21 protein-coding genes are annotated in these 21,342 nt (G+C 62.1%); 9 read left to right on the top strand and 12 right to left on the bottom strand.

Features of this window, described 5'->3' with window-relative positions; all coding sequences use genetic code 11:
- Positions 1-75: 75 nt before the first annotated feature.
- The 3 genes from NKI15_RS19310 to NKI15_RS19300 are packed head-to-tail and all read right to left on the bottom strand — an operon-like array spanning position 76 to position 4,671.
- Positions 76-1,077, bottom strand: a complete 1,002-nt coding sequence (locus NKI15_RS19310) for a rhamnose ABC transporter substrate-binding protein (protein ID WP_023695802.1) — start codon at positions 1,075-1,077, stop codon at positions 76-78.
- Positions 1,078-1,123: 46 nt separating this feature from the next.
- A complete protein-coding gene (locus NKI15_RS19305; protein ID WP_023814995.1) occupies positions 1,124-2,113 on the bottom strand; it encodes an ABC transporter permease in 990 nt (329 codons plus the stop codon).
- A complete protein-coding gene (locus NKI15_RS19300; protein ID WP_023814994.1) occupies positions 2,110-4,671 on the bottom strand; it encodes an ATP-binding cassette domain-containing protein in 2,562 nt (853 codons plus the stop codon). The genes NKI15_RS19305 and NKI15_RS19300 overlap by 4 nt, the downstream gene beginning before the upstream one ends.
- Positions 4,672-4,913: 242 nt before the next feature.
- On the opposite strand from NKI15_RS19300, the gene NKI15_RS19295 reads away from it, so the two are divergent.
- The 5 genes from NKI15_RS19295 to NKI15_RS19275 all read left to right on the top strand — a co-directional run bounded on the left by NKI15_RS19295 (position 4,914) and on the right by NKI15_RS19275 (position 10,182).
- On the top strand, positions 4,914-6,146 hold the full coding sequence (locus NKI15_RS19295; RefSeq protein ID WP_023701572.1) for an ROK family transcriptional regulator: 1,233 nt from the start codon (positions 4,914-4,916) through the stop codon (positions 6,144-6,146).
- Between the two features lie 265 nt (positions 6,147-6,411).
- Complete coding sequence (locus tag NKI15_RS19290; RefSeq protein ID WP_023686131.1) at positions 6,412-7,056, top strand: 50S ribosomal protein L25/general stress protein Ctc; 645 nt, start codon at positions 6,412-6,414, stop codon at positions 7,054-7,056.
- 21 nt (positions 7,057-7,077) lie between these two features.
- Positions 7,078-7,818 carry an aminoacyl-tRNA hydrolase gene (gene pth / locus NKI15_RS19285; protein ID WP_023705908.1) on the top strand — a complete coding sequence of 247 codons (741 nt, stop codon included), beginning with the start codon at positions 7,078-7,080 and terminating at the stop codon, positions 7,816-7,818.
- 95 nt (positions 7,819-7,913) lie between these two features.
- Complete coding sequence (ychF, locus tag NKI15_RS19280; RefSeq protein ID WP_023683702.1) at positions 7,914-9,017, top strand: redox-regulated ATPase YchF; 1,104 nt, start codon at positions 7,914-7,916, stop codon at positions 9,015-9,017.
- A gap of 247 nt (positions 9,018-9,264) precedes the next feature.
- Positions 9,265-10,182 (top strand): three-Cys-motif partner protein TcmP, encoded by a 918-nt coding sequence (locus NKI15_RS19275; RefSeq protein ID WP_245260951.1) that lies wholly within the window; start codon positions 9,265-9,267, stop codon positions 10,180-10,182.
- Here NKI15_RS19275 and NKI15_RS19270 read toward each other — a convergent pair.
- Positions 10,137-10,889 (bottom strand): DUF5131 family protein, encoded by a 753-nt coding sequence (locus tag NKI15_RS19270; RefSeq protein WP_023705910.1) that lies wholly within the window; start codon positions 10,887-10,889, stop codon positions 10,137-10,139. The genes NKI15_RS19275 and NKI15_RS19270 overlap by 46 nt on opposite strands.
- Before the next feature lie 319 nt (positions 10,890-11,208).
- Here NKI15_RS19270 and corA point away from each other — a divergent pair, with 319 nt between their 5' ends.
- From corA to NKI15_RS19255, 3 genes are all read left to right on the top strand, one after another.
- Positions 11,209-12,183, top strand: a complete 975-nt coding sequence (gene corA / locus NKI15_RS19265) for a magnesium/cobalt transporter CorA (RefSeq protein ID WP_023670034.1) — start codon at positions 11,209-11,211, stop codon at positions 12,181-12,183.
- A 78-nt stretch (positions 12,184-12,261) separates the two neighbouring features.
- Complete coding sequence (locus tag NKI15_RS19260; RefSeq protein WP_023705911.1) at positions 12,262-12,723, top strand: MaoC family dehydratase; 462 nt, start codon at positions 12,262-12,264, stop codon at positions 12,721-12,723.
- The gene (locus tag NKI15_RS19255; protein WP_023705912.1) at positions 12,720-13,184 is read left to right on the top strand and encodes a MaoC family dehydratase; all 465 of its coding nucleotides are present in this window, start codon (positions 12,720-12,722) and stop codon (positions 13,182-13,184) included. Before NKI15_RS19260 ends, NKI15_RS19255 begins: the two co-directional genes overlap by 4 nt.
- A 102-nt stretch (positions 13,185-13,286) precedes the next feature.
- Here the strand turns inward: NKI15_RS19255 and NKI15_RS19250 are convergent, their stop codons facing one another.
- From NKI15_RS19250 to petA, 5 genes are all read right to left on the bottom strand, one after another.
- Positions 13,287-13,832, bottom strand: a complete 546-nt coding sequence (locus tag NKI15_RS19250) for an adenine phosphoribosyltransferase (protein WP_013529989.1) — start codon at positions 13,830-13,832, stop codon at positions 13,287-13,289.
- 9 nt (positions 13,833-13,841) lie between these two features.
- Positions 13,842-14,987 carry an alpha-hydroxy acid oxidase gene (locus NKI15_RS19245; RefSeq protein WP_023691587.1) on the bottom strand — a complete coding sequence of 382 codons (1,146 nt, stop codon included), beginning with the start codon at positions 14,985-14,987 and terminating at the stop codon, positions 13,842-13,844.
- Positions 14,988-15,172: 185 nt separating this feature from the next.
- Complete coding sequence (locus tag NKI15_RS19240) at positions 15,173-16,045, bottom strand: cytochrome c1 (RefSeq protein ID WP_023670029.1); 873 nt, start codon at positions 16,043-16,045, stop codon at positions 15,173-15,175.
- A 23-nt stretch (positions 16,046-16,068) separates the two neighbouring features.
- Positions 16,069-17,412: a cytochrome b gene (locus NKI15_RS19235; RefSeq protein ID WP_023670028.1), complete on the bottom strand. Its 1,344-nt coding sequence runs from the start codon at positions 17,410-17,412 to the stop codon at positions 16,069-16,071.
- A 16-nt stretch (positions 17,413-17,428) separates the two neighbouring features.
- Positions 17,429-17,989: a ubiquinol-cytochrome c reductase iron-sulfur subunit gene (petA, locus tag NKI15_RS19230; RefSeq protein ID WP_023670027.1), complete on the bottom strand. Its 561-nt coding sequence runs from the start codon at positions 17,987-17,989 to the stop codon at positions 17,429-17,431.
- 314 nt (positions 17,990-18,303) lie between these two features.
- Between petA and NKI15_RS19225 the strand changes: the two genes are divergently transcribed.
- Positions 18,304-18,648 (top strand): cupin domain-containing protein, encoded by a 345-nt coding sequence (locus tag NKI15_RS19225; protein ID WP_023724965.1) that lies wholly within the window; start codon positions 18,304-18,306, stop codon positions 18,646-18,648.
- A 20-nt stretch (positions 18,649-18,668) separates the two neighbouring features.
- Here the strand turns inward: NKI15_RS19225 and NKI15_RS19220 are convergent, their stop codons facing one another.
- The 3 genes from NKI15_RS19220 to NKI15_RS19210 are packed head-to-tail and all read right to left on the bottom strand — an operon-like array spanning position 18,669 to position 21,342.
- Positions 18,669-18,977 (bottom strand): DUF6665 family protein, encoded by a 309-nt coding sequence (locus NKI15_RS19220; protein ID WP_023670023.1) that lies wholly within the window; start codon positions 18,975-18,977, stop codon positions 18,669-18,671.
- Position 18,978: 1 nt separating this feature from the next.
- On the bottom strand, positions 18,979-19,455 hold the full coding sequence (locus NKI15_RS19215) for a GNAT family N-acetyltransferase (protein ID WP_023733361.1): 477 nt from the start codon (positions 19,453-19,455) through the stop codon (positions 18,979-18,981).
- Positions 19,456-19,458: 3 nt separating this feature from the next.
- Positions 19,459-21,342: an ABC transporter ATP-binding protein gene (locus tag NKI15_RS19210; RefSeq protein WP_352886610.1), complete on the bottom strand. Its 1,884-nt coding sequence runs from the start codon at positions 21,340-21,342 to the stop codon at positions 19,459-19,461.

The following is a 21,342-nucleotide window of genomic DNA, read 5'->3' as shown; positions in this document are numbered from 1 at the left end:
GCCCTCACGCTTTTCGACTGACAATTGAACGAGCGGGCGCCGGCTTGAACCGGCGCCCGCCGGGCCTTGGGAGGCTTAGAACTTAAACTCGGCCAGGTTTTCCGGCGTCACGATCTTGGCCGGGCCAAGGATCAGTTCGCCGCTGGCCCCGATCGTGTATTCGCCGAGCCTGCCCGCCGTGAACTTCTCACCTTCCTTGCCGGTGATCTTGCACTGCGCTAGCGCCTGGGCCGCCTGATAGGACAGGTAGCCGAGATCGGTGACATTCCACCAGATATCCTGGGCAGCGCCATCCTTGATGTATTTCGAAATCAAAGTGGCCGGCGCAAGGCCGGTCAGCTTGACCTTGCCGATCATACCGGCTTCCTCGAGTGCGCGCGCGGCCGCCGGAAGGCCAATGCCTGCCGGCACGATGATCACCTTGAGATCCGGAAACGCCTGCACCAGCGCCAAGGCCTGCTGCTGGTTGACCTGCTCGCTCTCCTCGCCATAGGCGACCTGCACCAGTTTCATCTTGGCGTATTTCGGCTCTGCCGCCATCTTCGCCTTCATGAAGTCGATCCAGGCGTTCTGGTTGGTCGCCGTCGGCGTCGACGACAGGATGGCGAACTCGCCTTCGCCGCCGCTGAGGTTGAATGCGCTTTCCAGCATCATTTCGGCCAGACTGTCGCCCTTCACCTGGTTCACGAACACCGCGCGCGCATCGGCCGCGACGTCGGAATCGTACGATATCACCCGGACGCCTTGCTGAACGGCGCGCTTCAGCGCAGGCGCAACCGCATTGGCGTCGTTGCCGGCGATAGCGATGACCCCGACCTTCTGCGACACAAGGCTGTTGATGAATTCGATCTGTGCCTCGGCCGTCGCCTGCGACGGGGCGACCTGGGTGGCGGTGCCGCCAATTTCCTTCGCAGCCTCCTCGGCGCCGCCGAAAGCCACCTTGAAGTAGGGATCGGTGTCGAGCTTGGGCAGGAAGCCGACCGTTACAGGTTCCTTGGCGCATTCCTGGCTGTATGCCAGCGAGGCCGGCGCAAGCAGAACCGCGGATGCGAGCAGGGCTATTCTAAACGCTTTCATTGTGTCTCCTCCGTCAGAATTCGGGCTTGAAGAAAGGGGCCCGAGATCACCCCTTGGTTTCGCGCAGGACGCGCGATCTTGACAGCCGCTCCTCCAGGGAGCGCCAGTAATTGCCGACCAGCAGCGAGCCGATCAGAAGCAGGCCGATGATCATGCCTTGAGCGTCGCCGCCGATCTGGTTGAGCGCCAGCACATTTCGGATGATGGCGATCAACAGCAGCGCCAGCATGACCCCCGTGAGCCGCCCCTTACCACCGAAGACGCTGACGCCGCCGAGCAGCACGATGGTGATGACATCGAGCTCCATGCCGAGCGCATTGTTGGCGCGGGCGTTGGAGAGGCGCGCGGTATAGACGATGCCGGCGATGGCCGCGACCATGCCCGAAACGACGAACAGCTTCAGCACCATTTTGCGCGTATCGATGCCGGAATAACGCGCCACTTCGGGGCTGCCGCCGAGCGCATAGATGCGCTTGCCGGTCGGCGTCTTCTGCAGCACCACCGCGAAGATCGGCGCCAGCAGCAGGAACGGCACGATGGTCCACGGGATTTGTGTGCCCGGCAGATTGTTGATGCCGAAATCGACGACCGCCGGCGGCAATATGTTGACCGAACCGGTGCCGAGCAGGATGTAGCCAATGCCCCGATAGAGCGCCATGGTGCCGAGCGTCACCACCAGCGACTGCAGCCCCAGCCCTGAAACCAGATAGCCATTGAAGGCGCCGAGCAGGCCGCCGAAGACCAGCGTCAGCGGAATGGCCGCCAGCGTCGGCACGCCGCCCTGGACGAGCAGGCCAAACACCACGGATGTCAGCGCCAGCACAGAGGCGATCGACAGATCGATCTCGCGGGTGATGATGAGCAGCGTCATCGGCAGGATCAGCAACGCCTTTTCCGAGGCGCTCGCCGCCAGTTGAGAAAGGTTAAAGCCGGAAACGAAATTCGGCACGAAGACCGCCGCATAGATAAAGACGGCGAGGCAGGCGGTCGCCAGCAGCAGATCCCAGAAGTCGATCGAGCGGATAAACTTTCTCATCTCGCCCTCGCCTGTCTTGCCTGTTCGGCACGCCGCACGATGAAGGTGTCGATGCCGATGGCAACCAGGATCACCAGGCCATAGACGCCCTGCAACCAGAGCGGGTCGACACGCACCAGCGTCAGCCCGTTCTTGATGACCAAGAGCGTGAGCGCGCCGAGAATGATGCCGAGCAGCGTGCCCGAACCGCCACGGATGGCGACGCCGCCGACCACGGCGGAGGCGATCACGGTGAGCTCGAAGCCGAGCGCGACGCGGGCATCGATGGTGGCATAGCGCGATGCCCACAGCGCCCCGCACAGGCCGCCGAGCAAGCCGGCCATGCCGAAGGCCAGCAGGATGCGCCGGTCGACCGGAATGCCGATCAGCCGTGCGCCGTCCGGGTTGGAGCCGGTGGCAAACAGCTCGCGTCCGGTTGCGGTGCGATAGAGCAGCACATAGCCGGCGCACAGGATGAGAATGGCGATGACGACGATCAGCGGCACGCCGGCGATCTTCAGCCCGGTCATGTCGAGCCAGGCTTGCGTGACTTCGTCGGCGCTGACCTGGTCGCCCGCCGCCCAGATCGAGTTGAAGCCGCGGAAGATCGACATCGAAGCCAGCGTAACGACGATGGCCGGGATCTTTCCCCTGGTAACGACAAGGCCGTTGAGCAGTCCGGCAAAGCCGCCGACCGCGCAGGCGGTGATCAGGCCGATGCCGATGTCCAATCCGGGATAGGCCTGAACCATGCTGGCCGCCATATAGGCGGAGAGGCCGATCACAGCTGCGATCGACAGGTCGATGTTGCGGGTGATCAGCACCAGCATCTGCGCCAGTGCGGCGACAATCAGCAAGGCCGCGTCCATCGACACAGCGGTGAGGTTCGCCGCGCTCACCATGCGCGGGTTGATGATGGTGACCGGAATGGCGACGGCGAGCATCGCCGCAAGCAGGCCGAATTCCCGCCGCTTCAGAAAATCGAACGGTCCTTTTGCCTTTTCCTCCTCGGCGGCGCGTTCTATCTGCGCTGCCTGGCCGGCACGTTCATCGGTCCTGGTCGCCGCTTCCAGTACCTTTTCCTGCGTGGCTTGTCCGCGCGAAAACTCAGCAGTCTGGCGGCCTTCGCGCAGCACGATAATGCGGTCGCACATGCCGATCAGCTCGGGCATCTCTGACGAGATCAGCAGGATCGCCATGCCTTGCGCGGCAAGGTCAACGATCATTGCATGCACTTCCGCCTTGGTACCGACATCGATGCCTTGCGTCGGCTCGTCGAGGATGAGCACGCGCGGCTCGGTGCGCAGCCATTTGGCCAGCACCACCTTCTGCTGGTTGCCGCCGGATAACTCTTTCACCGGCTGCCCATAGCCGGAAAAGCGCAGCTTCATGCGCTTCAGCCAGTCCGCCACCAGACCGATGGCGCGGTCGGTGCCGTAGAGACCGCGTTGTGCGGCCTTGTCGAGAACAGGTAGCACCGCATTGTCGAGGATGGAGAAATCCATCACCAGGCTCTGGCCCATGCGATCTTCCGACACATAGGCGATGCGCGCATCCATGGCGTCGCGCGCCGAGGCGAACTGCACGGGCTTGCCGTCGATCAGGATTTCGCCGGCGTCGGGCCGGTCGATACCGAACAGCACGCGCGCAATCTCGGTGCGTCCGCTGCCGACCAGACCGCCAAGGCCGAGCACCTCACCTGCGTGAAGCTTGAGGTCGATGCCGGTAAAGCCGCCGGCGCGCGAAAGTCCCTTCCCCTCCAGCACCAGCGCGCCTGAGGCATGGCGCCGTTCGGGATAGAGGTCGGTGACTTCACGCCCGACCATCATGCTGATGGCGGCAGCGCGGCCAAGCTCGGCCTTCGGCTTGACGCCGATCAGGCGCCCGTCACGCAGCACGGCGATGCGGTCGGCGATGCGGAAGATTTCATCCATGCGGTGGCCGACGAACATCATCGCCACGCCATGCAGCCTGAGATCGGCAACGACGGAAAACAGCCGCTCGACCTCGCGCTGTGACAGCGCCGCCGTGGGCTCGTCCATGATCAGCACGCGGGCATCCAGCGACAGCGCGCGGGCGATCTCGACCAGTTGTTGTTCAGAGGTACGCAGTGTTCCCAGCCGCGTTGCCGCCGGCACGTCGAGCCCGACGGTAGCCAGCACCTTGCGGGCGCCGGCCAGCATGGCGGCATTGTCGATGCCGCCAAAGCGGTCGCGCGGCATGTGGCCGAGATAGATGTTCTCCGCCACCGACAGATCGGGAAACAGGCCAGGATGCTGGTGCATGACCGCAATGCCGGCCGCCTGCGCGTCATGCGGCGAATGGAAGACGGCTGATTTGCCGTCAACCTCGACATGACCGCTGGTGGGAGAATGCACACCGGCCAGAAGCTTCACGCAGGTGCTCTTGCCGGCGCCGTTTTCGCCAAGCAGCGCCAGCACCTCGCCGGAGCGCAATTCGAAGGAGGCGTCCTTGAGCGCAATCGTGCCGCCGAAAGCCTTCGTCGCCTGAACCAGGGCAACAGGAACAGCCCGCACCACCGCAGCGTCGGCTTCGCTTTGTGTGCCCGAGTGCAGCACGTCTCCTCCTTGACTAGTTATTTTTTCAATTTGCTATATTAAATAGCGCAAAGGCGCAACGGCGAAATTGACTTCCATGGTTCCGACGCGCACTGTCGCCGCCTACATAGGCACCGCAGGGTGCGCTCGGCCGCAGGTGGTTTGCGGGCTTCGCGCCGGGAACGGGACATTTGGGGAGTGTGCGGGTTTTGTCAGGAAAAGGCAGCAATTCTGTCAAAGTTCGGCACTATAATGAGCGTTTCGTGCTCGACGCCATCCGTCGCCTCAAGGAAGCCTCCAAGTCCGATCTGGCGCGCGCGGCAAGCCTGACGCCGGCGGCCGTCGCTGCCATCGTCGACGGCCTGGAATCTTCCGGATTCGTAAAGCAAGTGGGAAAAAGGTTCGGGCAGCGCGGTTCGCCCTCCACGCTGTACCGGCTGACGCCGGAGCGCATCTACAGCGTCGGCATCAAGATCGGCCGGCGTGCGCTTGAAGCCGTTCTGGTCGACTTCGCCGGTGAAATCCGCGCAAGAGAGTCGCACGAATACCGCTTCCCCGATCCTGATTTGGTGCTGAAGGCCGGCAACATGGCGCTGGCCACCTTCGAAAAGCTGGTGGATGGGCTTGGCGATGCCAGCATCGTCGGCGTCGGCATTGCCTCACCCTATTTCCTCGGCGGCTGGAGCGAGGAACTCGGCTTTCCCGACGATCTCGGCAGCCGCTGGGAGGCGATCGACCTGACGACATGCTTTGCCACTCCGGCGAAGACGCCGGTGTTCGTGGAAAACGACGCCACGTCGGCGGCGCTGGCCGAACTTGTCCAGGGCGCCGGCGCCCGCTTTCGCGATTTCATGCACATCTCGATCGACACTTTTGTCGGCGGCGGCCTGGTGCAAGGCGGCAGGGTCCATACCGGGCCGCATGGCAACAGCGCTGCCCTCGGACCCTTGCCGGTCTCGCCCTCAAGCCTCGATTCGGTGGCGGCGAAGCCTGCGCGCTACCAGAGCCTGCTGCATCGCGCCTCGATCTATGTGCTGGTCAATCACCTGAGGTCGCGCGGCGTGGTGATCAATCGTGTGCGGGAACTCGATCCGTTGCCAGCCGAAGCGCGCGTGCCGCTGTTCGAATGGATCGACGATTGTGCGAGCGCGCTGGTCGAGGCGATCATCGCCATCACCTCCATCATCGACATCGAGGCCATCGTTCTCGACTCGATCCTGCCCAGGCCGATCCATCTCGAACTGCTGGCAAGGGTGCAGACCCAGTTCAACCAGGCCAGCGCAATCGGCATCGTGGCGCCGGAGATCGTGTCGGGGCAATTCGGCCCTGAGGCCTCCTCGATCGGCGCTGCCATGCTTCCGTTCTCGGCGCTGCTGGCGCCCGACAGCGGCGTGCTCATGATCGGCAAGGACCGGACGAAACTGCTGAGCGCTCTGTCCACGCTGGGTGGCGCCAAGGGAAACGGATCAAATCCGCCCACCGACCTGCCGGCCTGAGCGCAATGCGGCGCGCCCAACGCAGGCATCGGCCGCCCTTGCCCGCCATGGCTTGCACGCCTGCCCGCCTTCCGCTATAGAGCCGCCACCCGCGTAGACACCCTTGGAGGCAACGCGGCGGAAGGCTGCCTTCCCTTGTGATCCCGAACAAAGCTCCGCGTATGCGGTTTCTGGCATTCGGACATCCAGGCCTGGCGGCTTTCGACGTTTACGGTCCAGGCACACTGCCACCGCAAACGCTCCATAAAACGCGAAAGGAAATGCCATGAGCCACGATACTTACGAGCTCAAGGCCGAAGCGCGCGAACAGGTCGGTAAGGGGTCCGCCCGTGCAGTTCGCCGCAACGGTAAAGTGCCTGCAGTTATCTACGGCGACAGACAGCCTCCCCTGGCGATTGCGCTGAACTACAAGGACGTCTTCTACAAAATCCATGGCGGCGGGTTTTTGACCACGATCGCCACGATCGATGTCGACGGCAAGAAAATCCAGGTTCTGCCCAAGGATTTCCAGCTCGACCCGGTCAAGGATTTCCCGGTCCATGTCGACTTCCTGCGCATCGGCAAGGACACCGAGGTCAACGTCGACGTGCCCGTCCACTTCATCAATGAAGACAAGTCGCCCGGCATCAAACGCGGCGGCGTGCTCAACATCGTGCGTCACGAAGTCGAGTTCCACTGCCCGGCCAATGCGATCCCGGAATTCATCACCGTCGATCTCACCGGCGCCGACATTGGCGATTCGATCCACATCTCGGCGGTTACCTTGCCGGCCGGCGTCAAGCCGGTGATCTCCGATCGCGATTTCACCATCGCGACCATTGCCGGCTCCTCGGCGATGAAGCCGGAGACGGAAGAGACGGCGGAAGCGGCAGCCCCCGAAGCGGCGGCTCCTGCTGCCGAAGAGAAGTAATTTTCGGGCCCGGAGTTCACGATGCTTGTCTTTGCAGGCCTCGGCAATCCGGGCGCGAAATACGCTGATAACCGGCACAATGTCGGCTTCATGGCGGCGGACGCAATTGCCCGCCGCCATTCGTTTTCGCCCTGGTCGAAGAAGTTCCAGGGCCTGATCGCCGAAGGCACGATTGCCGGCGAAAAGATTCTCCTGATCAAACCGCAGACCTTCATGAACCTGTCGGGACAGCCGATCGGCGAAGCCTTGCGCTTCTACAAGCTCGGCCCCGAGGCGCTGACCGTCTTCTACGACGAGATCGACCTGCCGGCCGGCAAATTGCGGGTCAAGGTCGGCGGCGGCGCCGGCGGCCACAACGGCATCCGCTCGCTCGACCAGCATGTCGGCAAGAATTTTCGCCGCGTGCGCATCGGCGTCGGACACCCCGGCGTCCGGGAAATGGTGCATGGCCATGTTCTCGGCGACTTCGCCAAGGCCGATCGCGAGTGGCTGGACGTGCTGCTCGACACCATCGCCGACGATGCCGGGCTGCTGGCCAAGGGCGACGACAGTTCCTTCATGAACCGCATTACTCTGGCCTGGCGTGACAAGCTGGTGCCGACCAGCGACGACGACCGGCCGCCGCCCAAGGCGCCGAAGGCTGAAGGTCCAAAGGCTCAAAGTCACATCCGCCAGGCACGGCCACAGCAGGCGGCGGCCAAGCTGCCGGAAAGCGGCCCTATGGCCGCCATGCTGAAGAAACTGTTCGGCAAGAAGGACTGAGCGTCGATAGGATCGGGACCGCGGGGCTTGACGTTGCTCACCCCTATCGCCCATAGCCCTCATCAAATTTCTAGTTTCCCGATAGGACCGGACACATGGGTTTCAAATGCGGCATCGTTGGCTTGCCCAACGTCGGCAAGTCGACGCTTTTCAACGCGTTGACCAGGACGGCGGCGGCGCAGGCCGCCAACTATCCGTTCTGCACCATCGAACCGAACACCGGCGAGGTGGCGGTGCCCGATCCGCGGCTGCAGAAGATCGCCGCGATCGCCAAGTCGAAAGAGATCATCCCGACCCGCATCTCCTTCGTCGACATTGCCGGCCTGGTGCGCGGCGCCTCCAAGGGCGAAGGGCTGGGCAACCAGTTCCTCGCCAACATCCGTGAGGTCGACGCCATCGTGCATGTGCTGCGCTGTTTCGAGGATGACGACATCACCCATGTCGAGGGCAAGATCGACCCTGTCGCCGACGCCGATACGGTCGAGACCGAGCTGATGCTCGCCGACCTCGACAGCCTCGAGCGCCGCATCGTGCAGATCCGCAAGCGCGCCGGCAGCAAGGACAAGGAAGCAACCACCGTGCTGCCGATGATGGAGGCAGCACTCGAGCTCCTCCAGGCCGGCAAGCCGACCCGCATCCTGCTCAAGGGCATTTCAGCGGAAGACCTGCGCATCCTGCAGGGACTGAACCTCTTGACCTCGCACCCCGTGCTCTATGTATGCAACGTCGCCGAAGCCGACGCCGCCACCGGCAACGAGCACACCAGGGCCGTGGAAAAGATGGCGACCGCGCAGGGCGCCGGCACCGTGGTGATCTCAGCCGCGATCGAGGCCGAAGTCGCCCAGCTCTCCGACGAGGAAGAGATGGAGTTCCTGTCCTCGCTCGGCCTCGACGAACCTGGCCTCAACAAGGTCATCCGCGCCGGCTACGATCTGTTGCATCTCATCACCTATTTCACCGCCGGGCCGAAGGAAACGCGCGCCTGGACGATCCACAAGGGCGACAAGGCCCCGCAGGCGGCCGGCGTCATCCACACCGATTTCGAGCGCGGCTTCATCCGCGCCCAGACCATCGCCTATAACGACTACGTCACACTGGGCGGCGAAGTGGCGGCCAAGGAAGCCGGCAAGGCGCGCGACGAAGGCAAGGAGTATGTCGTCCAGGACGGCGATGTTCTGCTGTTCAAGTTCAACACCTGATTTCTTGTAGCACGCCACCCATGGCGGCGCGGCCATGTAGAAGGCTGGCGCCTAAATCTCGCAGCAGGTACGAGATTGCAGGGTGTGGCGGCCTCGATACTGTAGAGCGCAGCGCTGTGGCGGCCGACAACTGGGTAGACGAAATCACTCAGCCTCGATTGCGCAATAAAATATCGCTATGACATAGTTCCTCCTAGACACTCCACTCATTGTGCGTATCGATGTACCAGGGTGGAGGATGACGACGATGGTAACACACGTCTTTGGGGGGCCAGACACCCCTAAGAAGCTTCGTTGCTTACAGGAATATCTCCGAGCCTTTGCTATCGCTCTGCGCGACCAGGAATTCGCTTGCATTTATATCGACGCTTTTGCCGGCTCCGGGACTCGTACGGAAGTCCGCCCCGGTCTTCCTCTCTTCGGTTCAGAAATGGCAGAACCAGAAGAGGTAACCACTCAGGGGTCGGCTAGGATTGCAATCGAAGTCGACCCGCCGATGCATTCTATCGTGCTGATCGAACGGGATAATTCCCGTTTTGCGCAACTCGGTGAACTGATCTCTGAGTATCCCAATCGCAAGATAATTGTTCGAAACGGGGACGCCAACGATCTTGTCCAACGCCTTTGCAAGCGCACAAATTGGCGCGGAGCGGAGACCGTCGGCCGTGGGATTCGTGGCGTTGTCTTCCTCGATCCCTATGGCATGGAAGTTTCATGGGAGACGGTAAAAGCCATCGCAGCAACGGAAGCCTTGGACTGTTGGTATTTCTTTCCGTTGTCAGGTCTGTACCGAAACGCTCCCCATGATCCGGCAAAGCTCGATCCGAGCAAGCAGGCAAGTCTGGATCGCGTTCTAGGGGCAACTGACTGGCGGGAGCGTTGGTATGGTCACGAAAGTGCGCGCCAAGACCTATTCGAAACGAAGGGGCAAGCAGTTCGGCGGGCGGATGTGAACGCTATCGAATCCTACGTGAAGGAGCGCCTGCGCACAGTGTTCAAAGGGGCTGTTTTGGAGCCAGTTCGCCTTCATCATAAAGGGGGCGCGCCACTGGCTTCACTCTTTTTCGCCGTGTCAAACACGAGTCCGGCCGCAGTCGCACTAGCGACAAAGATGGCCTCTCATATTCTCAAATCGGGAAGATCGTCCCAAAGCCGATCACGATAGGTGCGACCTGTTATCTTCTTGTTCTTGCCGCCCCACTGTTTGAAGAAGAACGCCGTGTCGGCATCGGTGCATTGGTCGAAAATCTCGTCCACCCATCGGGTATCTAGCGGCCTAGCCTGCGGTCCGCTTTCGCCTCCGACGATTGCCCAGTGAATGCTTTTGAGATTGGCGCCGGCAACAGACCCGATCAGGGGTTCGAATGAAACAAATCTCACGGCCGCAGGAACCGCCCGGAGTTCATCCAGCCTGTACAGCACCCGACTATCTTCAACACTGGTGCCGAGCCAGACGTTTGGAAGCACATTGAACTCGGGGGAGGAAAGTACTTCCGACATCCTATCTGGCCGCTTTGTCAGAATTTGATAGGTGTGGCGAGGCGTTGCTGCCATGACCTGCCATATCTCAGCGATGAAGGCAGTTGGCACTTCCGCGTGGAAGAGATCAGACATTGAGTTTACGAAGACACGCTTAGGCTTCTTCCATTCTTGCGGAACGGAAATCGATGCGCGGTCGAGCTTAATCTTGCCTGTCCATTTCGCTTTGCCACCGCTTTTGCGTGTCACTCCCACATATTTGTCGACTCCCATGGCTTCCAGCCGAGCAGCCATCCTCATCGCGTAACAATTTGTGCATCCGGCAGTAAGAATTGTGCAGCCGGCGACAGGGTTCCAGGTCGCATCTGTCCATTCGATTGATGTTTCGGCCATCACTTTACCTTCCGTGTTGATGGAAGAGTGGCATAGACATTGTAAACGTCGTTCTAAACATTTGCTAGGAATTTGTTCACAACCGGCTGGCTGTACCACGACGAGCTTGGTGGAGATAGACCAAGTCTAACAGCGGCACTTTCGACGAATTTTCTAACCGGCCGGAGGCCATCTCTCAGTTCGGTCGCCTGTCTTGATTTTGTCACCTCATAAGTTTAAGCGGCAGGCGCACGGTCGGAGCACGCGACGAAGAACCGTGCAGTCCTACACGACGCGTCAATCTGAACGCACCCTTTAATCCGGCAAGGGAGATTCGGCGATGATCAAGGCCTTCGTCGTCGACAATGATCGCCTGCGCCTCGCCGACGATCTCGTGGCCAATGGCGATCAGGTCGTCTGGGCCGACCTTCTCAACCCGACCAAGGAAGAAGAAACAGCGATCGAGACCTGGCTCGGCGTTGCCATCCCGACGCGCGAGGAGATGGAGGAGATCGAGATTTCGAGCCGCCTCTACATCGAGGACGGCGCCTACTTCATGACCGCCACCTTGCCGGCGCAGACCGAAATCGATGATCCCTTGATGTCACCGGTTACCTTTGTGCTTGCCGGCCCGAGACTGGTCACCATCCGCTATCATGAGCCGAAGGCGTTCAAGACCTTTCCCCTGCGCGCCGAGAAGGTGGCGACAGGCTGCACCACCGGCAACACCATCCTGATCGGCCTGCTGGAGGCGATCGTCGATCGCCTAGCCGATATTCTCGAACGCGCCGGCCGTGACATCGAGACGATCTCGCGCGACATCTTCGAGGCGCGGTCGACCAAGGTGAACAAGCGCAATCGCGACTTCCAGGAACTGCTCAAGGCCATCGGCCGCAAGGAGGACATCGCCTCCTCGATCCGTGACAGCCTGATCTCGTTGCAGCGCCTCACCGGCTTCCTTGCCCACGTCGCGACCCAGATCAAGATGAGCAAGGACGTCCGCGCCCGCATCAAGACCGTATCGCGCGACGTGCTGTCGCTCGCCGACCATGCCACCTTCCTGTCGCAGAAGATCTCGTTCCTGCTCGACGCGACGCTCGGCATGATCTCGATCGAGCAGAACGCCATCATCAAGATCTTCTCGGTCGCCGCCGTCATCTTCCTGCCGCCGACGCTGGTGGCTTCGATCTACGGCATGAATTTCGACGTCATCCCGGAGCTGAAATGGGAGCTCGGCTATCCCTTCGCCATCGGCCTGATGATCCTGTCGGCGATCCTGCCGTTCTGGTATTTCCGCCGCCGCGGCTGGTTGTAGGCCCAATAGAATTCGCTTGACCAAACGCCGCCCGGACGGCATCCGGATGCCCGGTAATCGTACAACCGGATTGGGATCATGACCGCAAAAAGCTGGGCCTACGAGGATTTCACCGAGGGCGCATCGATCGACCTCGGCGCCAAGCAGGTGAGTGCGGCCGAAATCATCGAATTCGCCACCGAATTCGACCCGCAGCCGATGCATCTCGACGAAGCCGCCGGCAAGGCCAGCATCCTTGGCGGCTTGGCCGCCTCCGGCTGGCACACCTGCGCGATCTTCATGCGCATGCTGTGCGACGCCTTCCTGCTCGACTCGACCGCGCAAGGCGCGCCCGGCATCGACCAGGTCAAATGGAAGAAGCCGGTGCTGGCCGGCGACACACTGGCCGGCAGCACCAGCGTGCTTGCCAGGCGCCTGTCGAAATCCAGGCCTCAGCTCGGCCTCGTCACCTTGCGCAGCGAACTGTTCAACCAGCGCGGTGAAAGCGTCTTCGAACTTGAGAACACTGTCATGTTCTTGACCCGCGAGACCGGCGCATGAGCCTCGACGCGTTCTTCCGCATCGGCGATACCATCAACCTCGGTTCGCACACATTCGAAGCCGAGGCGATCAAGGCGTTCGCCCGCAAGTACGATCCACAGGTCTTTCATGTCGACGAGGAGGCGGCGAAGAAAAGCGTGTTCGGCCGCCTCTGCGCCTCAGGCTGGCACACCGCGGCCACCTGGATGAAGCTCAATCTCAAAAATCCTATGGACGCTTCTCAATGGACCGGACCCGGCCCGGTACCAGAATTCGGCCCCTCGCCCGGCTTCAGGAATCTGAAATGGACAAAGCCGGTCTATGCCGGCGAAACCGTCACCTTCACCCGCACGGCCGTCTCCCACCGCCCGCTCGCCAATCGCCCCGGCTGGCGGCTGCTCGCGCTGCGCTCGGAAGGATTCGATTCGACGGGCGACAAGGTGCTGGAGTTCGACAGCGCCGTGCTGGTGAAGGCTGGGTAGGGGGTAGGTTTTAGGCAGTAGGGATTAGGCAGCAGTGGGTGCTGCGCCTTGCACGGAATGCGGAGCTTCCCTCCCTACTCCCTACTCCCTACTCCCTACTCCCTAATGCCCCTCAAACCCGATCAACGTCCGCACCGGCACGCCCAGCGCTTCGAGCTTCGCCCGTCCGCCGAGATCCGGCAGGTCGATGACGAAGCACGCGGCAAGAATATCGGCGCCGATCTGCCTCAGCAACTTGACCGCCGCCTCCGCCGTGCCGCCGGTCGCGATCAGGTCGTCGACCAGGATCACCTTCTCGCCCGGCGCAACGCCGTCCTTGTGCATCTCCATCTCGTCCAGCCCGTATTCCAGGCTGTAGGCGACGCGTACCGTCTCGTAAGGCAGCTTGCCCTTCTTGCGGATCGGCACGAAGCCGGCCGAAAGCTGGTGCGCGACCGCACCGCCGAGGATGAAGCCACGCGCCTCGATGCCGGCGATCTTGTCGATCTTCTGGCCGGCATAGGGATGCACCAGCTCGTCGATGGCGCGGCGGAAGGCGCGCGCATTGCCGAGCAAAGTGGTGATGTCGCGAAACAGGATACCGGGCTTGGGGTAGTCCGGAATGGTGCGGATCGCGGCGAGCAGCGTGTCTTCGAGCGAGGATTTCATGGGTCGAGATTACCTGAAACGGAGGTTGTTGCGCGACAATTGTTCGATCGAACTGCAGCCCATCAGCTTCATGCCGCGCTCGATCTCGACCCGCATCTGCTCCAGCGCCCGCTCGACGCCCGGCTGGCCGGCCGCCGCCAGCGGGAACAGATAATAGCGGCCGACGCCAACAGCCTTGGCGCCAAGCGACAGGGCCTTCAGCACATGGGTGCCGCGCTGCACGCCGCCATCCATGATGACGTCTATTCTGTCGCCGACGGCATCGACGATCTCGGCCAGTTGGTCGAACGCCGCCCGCGAGCCGTCCAGCTGCCGGCCGCCATGGTTGGACAGCACAATGCCGCTGCAGCCGATCTCGACGGCGCGCTTGGCATCCTCCACCGACATGACGCCCTTGAGACAGAACGGACCTCCCCACAGTCTGACCATCTCGGCAACATCGTCCCAGGTCATCGACGGATCGAGCATCTCGGTGAAGTAGCGGCTGATCGACATCGTGCCGCCGCCCATGTCGACATGCTCGTCGAGCTGCGGCAGCTTGAACCCCTCATGGGTGAAATAGTTGATCGCCCAGCCCGGCTTCAGCGCGAACTGCAGCATGCCGGCAAGGTTGAGCTTGAAGGGGATGGCAAAGCCGGTGCGCTTGTCGCGCTCGCGGTTGCCTCCGGTGATGCTGTCGACGGTCAGCATCATCACTTCGACGCCAACCGCTTTCGCCCGCTGCATCATCGCCCGGTTGAGGCCGCGATCCCGGTGGAAATAGAACTGGTAGACCTGCGGGCTGCTGCTGATCTTGCGCGCTTCCTCAAGACTGACCGTGCCGAGCGAGGACACGCCAAACATAGTGCCGAATTTCGCCGAAGCCTTGGCCACCGCGCGCTCGCCTTGATGATGGAACAGCCGCTGCAAGGCGGTCGGCGAGCAATAGACGGGCATGGCCAGCTTCTGGCCCATCACCGTCACCGACATGTCGATCTCGCTTACCCCGCGCAGCACGTTGGGAACGAGGTCGCAGCGCTCGAAGCTCTCGGTGTTGCGGCGATAGGTGACCTCATCGTCGGCCGCGCCATCGATGTAGTTGAAGATTGGCCCCGGCAACCGCTGCTGGGCCATGCGCCGGAAATCGGAAAAGTTGTGACAGTCGCGTAGCCGCATCATCGATCCAAATGCCCCTCTAGCCGGCGATCCGCCGGGCGCGCGTGCAATACCAATCGCATGGCGCCGTGCCAACGGACTTCTTACTGGACGGCTGCTCCGCCAAGATGCGAACCATGTCCGGTTTGGCAAGCAAAAAGGGCGTCCGAAGACGCCCTTTCCATTTCCGAGGAATAAGATGCGGCTTAGTGCGCCACGCCTTCCCACACCTTGCGCTTGGTCAGATACATCAGCGCCCCGAACAGAAGCAGAAACACCAGCACGCGGAAGCCGGTCTTCTTGCGGTCTTCCATATGCGGCTCGGCCGCCCACATCAGGAACGCCGAGACGTCGCGCGAATACTGGTCGATCGTCTGCGGCGAACCGTCATCGTAGGTGACCTGGCCGTCGGAGAGCGGCTTGGGCATCTTCAGCGACACGCCGGACATGAAGTATGGATTGTAGTGGGTGCCTTCGGGGATCACCATGCCGGCAGGTGGCGTCTCGTCGTAGCCGGTCAGCAGCGAATGGATGTAGTCCGGGCCGCCCTGCGCATATTGCGTGAAGATGTCGAAGACGAAGCGCGGGAAGCCGCGCTCGACGCCGCGCGCCTTGGCCAGCAGCGACATATCCGGTGGGGCAGCGCCGCCGTTGGAAGCGGCAGCCGCCTCCTCATTGGCGAACGGCGCCGGGAAATGGTCGGACGGCTTGCCCGGGCGGTCGAACATGTCGCCGGCATCGTTGGGTCCATCATGGATGGTGTACTCGGCCGACAGGGACTTGATCTGCGCTTCCGAATAGCCGAGGTCCTCCAGCGTGCGGAACGCCACCAAATTCATCGAGTGGCAGGCCGAGCAGACTTCCTTGTAGACCTTCAAGCCACGCTGCAGCTGCGCCTTGTCGTAGGTGCCGAACGGACCGGCAAAAGTCCAGTCCATCTCCTTCGGCTCGTGGATCGGGAAATGCGTCGGTGCCGCCGCGTTGTGCGCCTCTTCAGCGGCGATCGCCACACTGCCGACGGCTCCGATGCCAGCGGCAAACACGCCTAGCAGGGCGAGCGAGGTGAGAATCTTTTTCATGCCAAATCCCCTTAGATTCTCACTCAGCCTTTGGTTTCCGGCGCCGCGGTCGCACCGGCCGGATGTCCCCCTCCGGCACCCTTGTTCTTCTCCAGCACCGCCTCGGTGATCGAATTCGGCAGTCTGCGTGGCGTCTCGATCAGGCCAAGCACCGGCAGGATGACGAGGAAGAAGGCGAAGTAGAACAGTGTCGCCGCTTGAGCGTAGCCAACATAGTTGCCCGAGACCTCACCTATCAGGAGGGTCAACAGACCGCCGCCTTCCGCCGGCTGCGAGCCAAGCCAACCAAGCAGGACAGCGTCGGCGACGAACAGCCAGAAGAACAGCTTGTACCAGGGCCGGTAGACCGCCGAGCGCACCTTGGAGGTGTCGAGCCACGGCACCAGGAACAGCATGACGATGGCGCCGAACATGCACAGCACGCCACCGAGCTTGGAGTTGATCGGCCCGATGTTGAAGGTGATCGCGCGCAGGATCGCGTAGAACGGCAGGAAGTACCATTCCGGCACGATGTGGGCCGGCGTCTTCAGCGGGTTGGCGATCGTGTAATTGTCCGGATGGCCGAGAAAGTTCGGCAGGTAGAAGACGAAATAGGCGAAGAAGAACAGGAACACGATCATGCCGAATGCATCCTTGATGGTCGCATAGGGCGTAAAGGCAACGGTGTCGGTCTTCGATTTCACCTCAATGCCGGTCGGGTTCGACTGGCCGACCACATGCAGCGCCCAGACGTGCAGCACGACGACGCCGGCTATCATGAACGGCAGCAAATAGTGCAGCGCAAAGAAGCGGTTGAGCGTCGGGTTGTCGACGGCGAAACCGCCGAGCAGCAGTTCCTGGATCCAGTTGCCGACCAGCGGAATGGCGCTGAAGAAGCCGGTAATGACGGTGGCGCCCCAGAAGCTCATCTGGCCCCAGGGCAGCACATAGCCCATGAAACCGGTCGCCATCATCAGCAGGTAGATGATGCAGCCGAGGATCCACAGCAGCTCGCGCGGCGCCTTGTAGGAGCCGTAATAAAGCCCGCGGAAGATGTGGATGTAGACCGCGACGAAGAAGAACGAGGCGCCGTTGGAATGCATGTAGCGCAACAGCCAGCCCGAATTGACGTCGCGCATGATCTTCTCGACCGAATTGAAGGCGAGATTGGTGTCAGCGGTATAGTGCATGGCGAGCACGATACCGGTCAGGATCTGCGCCACCAGCATGATCGTGAGGATGCCGCCGAAGGTCCACGCATAGTTGAGGTTGCGCGGCACCGGATAGGCGATGAAGCTGTCATAGACCATGCGCGGCAGCGGCATGCGAGCGTCGAACCAGCGTTCGATACCGGTCTTGGGCGTATAGGTCGAGTGTCCCTCGCTCATCGAATTATCCCCTGCCTCAACCGATAAGGATTTTGGTATCGGAAATGAACTTGAATACCGGCACGGCCATGTTTTCCGGCGCCGGGCCTTTGCGGATGCGGCCGGCGGTATCGTACACCGAACCGTGGCACGGGCAGAACCAGCCGCCGAAATCGCCTTCCTGGCCAAGCGGAATGCACCCCAGATGCGTGCAGACCTGCACCATCACCATCCAGGCTTCCTTGCCGGGCGTGGTGCGGTTGGCATCGGTCGCCGGCGCATCGGCGGGCAGATTGGCGTTGCGGGCAATAGGATCCTTGAGATCGGCAAGGTTCACGGCTTCGCCGTCCTTCATCTCCTGCTCGGTGCGATTGCGCACCACGACCGGCTTGCCGCGCCATTTGACGATCAGCGACATGCCAGGCGTCAGCGAGGCGACATCAACCTCGACCGAGGCGAGCGCCAGCGTCGAGGCATCGGGGCGCATCTGGTCGATGAACGGCCAGGCAACGGCGCCTGCGCCAACGACTGCGGCCATGCCGGTGGCGACGTAGAGAAAATCACGACGGTTGGGATCCTGGGTGTCGGTTGCGCTCACGGGTGCCTGATCCTTTCGCCTCTTCCGAGCCGGCGGCCGAGCTTTGTCCCCGCTCCATCGCGCCGGCCCGACAGCGCATGGCGAACAAGCTAGCGAATTCCTCCGGCATTTGGATTTCGGTTTATGCGTGAAGCCCGTTTTTGTCCAGCGGGCTGAAGCCACAAGGGCAGATTGTCGCGGGGACAGAACAGCGCGTCAGTTGGCCAGATGCCCAAAGGTCGGCAAAGGCGGCTAAACAACAGGGAAATATCAGCAAATCCGAGGCTCCCCGCCTGTCTCGACAGGACAGGTTGCCGTGGTCTAGTCTCGCCGGCATGGCACATATTATCGACCGCGAGACCTGGACCAGGACGCCCGGCCGCTGGCAGGGCGAACTGCAATGCGGCGCCTACGGCTCCAACTCCTGCCTGATTTTCAACTATCAGGAAGAGATTGGCGGCGGCCCACGCCTGCACACGCATCCCTATTGTGAAATCTTCATCATCCGGCAAGGCACCGGCCTGTTCACGATCGGCGACCAGCAGATCGAGGCCACGGCCGGCCAGATCCTGATCGTCCCTCCCGATACGCCGCACAAATTCACCAATCTTGGCCCAGGCCCGCTCGAAACGACCGACATCCACGAAAACGGCAGCTTCATCACCGAATGGCTGGAATGATTGTTGCCGGCTGGTGACCTCTAGCTTGCACCGAGCCTGACCAGCACGGCCCTTGGGATATCGTATTCGCGGATGGCCGACTCATGCCGGCGCAGGCCGCAGAGTTCACGCTGGATGAAATAGGCGTGCACCGCCGCGGCAGCCTCCTTGAGCAGCCGCGGTCGCTGCTCCTCGTCGCCGTTGTTCTGACGGAGCTTGGCCAGCGTTTCCTCGACCCGTTGGCCGGCACGGCCGAGCGCTGCGGCCTTTTCAGCCAGTATCTCATGGCCGAGGGCGTCGAACGCGGCTTCGGCAGCCGAGGCGCCTAGGGATGGCGGACGCAGTGACATCTCAGCCTCCTTTTATGTCTTGAGAGAGCATCATGCGGTGCGTGACGAATTCTTCGCTCACCACCGGCTGGAAACCAAGCCGTTCATAGAACCCAAAGGCTTCTTGTGGCGCGCGGGTGTTCAGCACGGCAAAATGCTGACGTGCCCTGTCAATGACGGTCTCGACCAGCATGCGGCCAATGCCGCTGCGGCGATGACGCGCGCTGACGAACAGGTGCCTGACCCGGCCGTGGTCCCTGCCTTCGAAATAAGGATCGATGTTCAACCCGCACACACCAGCGAGTTCTCGGCCATGCCATGCACCAAACAGCGCCTCGCCTCGTTTCAGGAACTTGTTGCGGCCGCCCGCCCAGCCATCCGCCAGCCGCACCAGCATCCAGTAGCCTTCCAGCCGGCTCTCCTCCTTCAGCGCATCGAAGGCCGGCGCGGTTGGCCGCAGCCGCTTGAGGACGTAGCCGATATCAGGCGACGCTGCCATGCCCTACTCCGCCGGCCGTGTCTCTTCCAGCACGCTTTCCTCGTGGTAGAGGAAGCCGCCGGACTGCCGCTTCCACAGCCGCGCATAGAGCCCGTCGAGCGCCACCAGCTCGTCATGCGTGCCCTGTTCGACGATGCGGCCTCCGTCCAGCACCACAAGACGGTCGAGCGCGGCGATGGTCGACAGCCGGTGCGCTATGGCGATGACCGTCTTGTTCTCCATCAGCCTGGCCAGATTCTCCTGGATCGCCGCCTCGATGTCGGAATCGAGCGCCGAGGTCGCCTCGTCGAGGATCAGGATCGGCGCATCCTTGAGGAAGACGCGGGCGATCGCGACGCGCTGGCGCTGGCCGCCCGACAGTTTCACGCCGCGCTCGCCGACAAAAGCCTCGTAGCCGGTACGGTCCCGGTTGTCGCGCAGGCCCAATATGAACTCGTGCGCCTCGGCCTTCTTCGCCGCCGCGATCACCTCGGCGTCAGTTGCATCCGGCATGCCGAGCTTGATGTTGTCGCGTAGCGAGCGGTGGAACAGCGCCGTGTCCTGGCTGACCACGCCGATATTGGCGCGCAGCGAGTTCTGCGTCACCTCGGCGACGTCTTGCCCGTCGATCAGGATTTTCCCGCTCTCGAGGTCGTAGAGGCGCAGGATGAGATTGGCTAAGGTCGTCTTGCCCGCACCGGACGGCCCGACCAGCCCGACCTTCTCGCCAGGCTTGACCACAAGGTCGATGCCATTCAGCACGCCAAAACCCTTGCCGTAGTGGAACTCGACATTCTTCACCTCGATGCGGCCGCCGGCGACGACAAGCTCTTTCGCATCCGGCGCATCGACAAGGCCAAGCGGCTGCGAGATCAGCGCCTTGGAGTTTTCCAGGACGCCGAGATTTCGCAATATGCCGTTGAGCTGCATCATCACGCGCCCGAGCAGCATGTTGAGCCGCAAGACCAGCGACAGCGTGAACGCGACGGCGCCGACGGTGATCGACCCTTCGACCCAGAGATAGACGGCAAAGCAGCCAATCGCGGTGATCATGATGCCCGACAGCGTCGTCAGCGCCATGCGCACGCCGGTCAGCCGGCGGGTGAAGGGCCGTAGTGCATCGAGATAGATGTCGAAGCCGTTCTTGATGTAGCGGTCGTCGCCGTCGGCCGAGAATAGCTTCAGCGTCTGCACGTTGGAATAGGAATCGATGATGCGCCCATTGATCATCGAGCCAGCTTCAGCCGTGGCCTCGGCATGCCTGCGGATCGAGGGCAGATAGAGCTTGGCCAGCCAGGCGAACGCGAGGATCCAGATCACCACCAGCACGGCCAGGCGCAGATCCAGCCCGGCGACCAGCGCCAAGGTCGTCACCGTATAGATGAGCATGAACCAGATGACCTCGATGAAGCTCTCCATCAGGTCGCCGGTCGCCTGCCCCGCCTGCCAGACTTTTGTCGCGATACGGCCGGCGAAATCGTTCTGGAAGAAGGTGTAGGACTGGCGCGATACGTGCCGGTGCGCCTGCCAGCGCACCAGATTGTAGAAGCCCGGCGTGATCGTCTGTTCGTTGACCAGCGCCGACAGGCCGACGACGACGGTGCGGATGACCGCCACCACGACGATCATGAAAACAAGCTCAGGCCCGGCGGCGGTCCACAGCGCGTGCCAGCTGCGCTCGCCAGGAAGCTGGTCGAGAATATCGACCAGCCGCCCGACGAAGTAGAAAAGCCCGGCCTCGATCAGCGGCGCGATGCCGCCGATGACAAGCATGGCGAAGAAGGCGAACTTCGCCTGGCCGACATAGTGCCAGAGGAAGCCGCCGACGCTTGACGGTGGCCGAAGGTCCGCCGGCTCCCTGAACGGATAGACCCAGTCCTCGAACCAGCGATAGACGGCTGTCATCAT

This window comes from Mesorhizobium sp. M0862 (assembly GCF_040319795.1).
Classification (GTDB): domain Bacteria; phylum Pseudomonadota; class Alphaproteobacteria; order Rhizobiales; family Rhizobiaceae; genus Mesorhizobium.
The sequence above is the reverse complement of the archived record's forward strand: the minus strand, read 5'-3'. Positions and strand labels throughout refer to the sequence as shown.

What these genes read in the sequence shown, in the direction of transcription:
- NKI15_RS19210 (WP_352886610.1), bottom strand. Translation starts at nt 21,342, where the DNA reads ATGATGACAGCCGTCTATCGCTGGTTCGAGGACTGGGTCTATCCGTTC.
- NKI15_RS19250 (WP_013529989.1), bottom strand. Translation starts at nt 13,832, where the DNA reads ATGAAATCCTCGCTCGAAGACACGCTGCTCGCCGCGATCCGCACCATT.
- NKI15_RS19305 (WP_023814995.1), bottom strand. Translation starts at nt 2,113, where the DNA reads ATGAGAAAGTTTATCCGCTCGATCGACTTCTGGGATCTGCTGCTGGCG.
- NKI15_RS19260 (WP_023705911.1), top strand. Translation starts at nt 12,262, where the DNA reads ATGACCGCAAAAAGCTGGGCCTACGAGGATTTCACCGAGGGCGCATCG.
- ychF (WP_023683702.1), top strand. Translation starts at nt 7,914, where the DNA reads ATGGGTTTCAAATGCGGCATCGTTGGCTTGCCCAACGTCGGCAAGTCG.
- NKI15_RS19225 (WP_023724965.1), top strand. Translation starts at nt 18,304, where the DNA reads ATGGCACATATTATCGACCGCGAGACCTGGACCAGGACGCCCGGCCGC.
- NKI15_RS19270 (WP_023705910.1), bottom strand. Translation starts at nt 10,889, where the DNA reads ATGGCCGAAACATCAATCGAATGGACAGATGCGACCTGGAACCCTGTC.
- NKI15_RS19240 (WP_023670029.1), bottom strand. Translation starts at nt 16,045, where the DNA reads ATGAAAAAGATTCTCACCTCGCTCGCCCTGCTAGGCGTGTTTGCCGCT.
- NKI15_RS19235 (WP_023670028.1), bottom strand. Translation starts at nt 17,412, where the DNA reads ATGAGCGAGGGACACTCGACCTATACGCCCAAGACCGGTATCGAACGC.
- NKI15_RS19310 (WP_023695802.1), bottom strand. Translation starts at nt 1,077, where the DNA reads ATGAAAGCGTTTAGAATAGCCCTGCTCGCATCCGCGGTTCTGCTTGCG.
- NKI15_RS19290 (WP_023686131.1), top strand. Translation starts at nt 6,412, where the DNA reads ATGAGCCACGATACTTACGAGCTCAAGGCCGAAGCGCGCGAACAGGTC.
- corA (WP_023670034.1), top strand. Translation starts at nt 11,209, where the DNA reads ATGATCAAGGCCTTCGTCGTCGACAATGATCGCCTGCGCCTCGCCGAC.
- pth (WP_023705908.1), top strand. Translation starts at nt 7,078, where the DNA reads ATGCTTGTCTTTGCAGGCCTCGGCAATCCGGGCGCGAAATACGCTGAT.
- NKI15_RS19220 (WP_023670023.1), bottom strand. Translation starts at nt 18,977, where the DNA reads ATGTCACTGCGTCCGCCATCCCTAGGCGCCTCGGCTGCCGAAGCCGCG.
- NKI15_RS19255 (WP_023705912.1), top strand. Translation starts at nt 12,720, where the DNA reads ATGAGCCTCGACGCGTTCTTCCGCATCGGCGATACCATCAACCTCGGT.
- NKI15_RS19245 (WP_023691587.1), bottom strand. Translation starts at nt 14,987, where the DNA reads ATGCGGCTACGCGACTGTCACAACTTTTCCGATTTCCGGCGCATGGCC.
- NKI15_RS19215 (WP_023733361.1), bottom strand. Translation starts at nt 19,455, where the DNA reads ATGGCAGCGTCGCCTGATATCGGCTACGTCCTCAAGCGGCTGCGGCCA.
- NKI15_RS19275 (WP_245260951.1), top strand. Translation starts at nt 9,265, where the DNA reads ATGGTAACACACGTCTTTGGGGGGCCAGACACCCCTAAGAAGCTTCGT.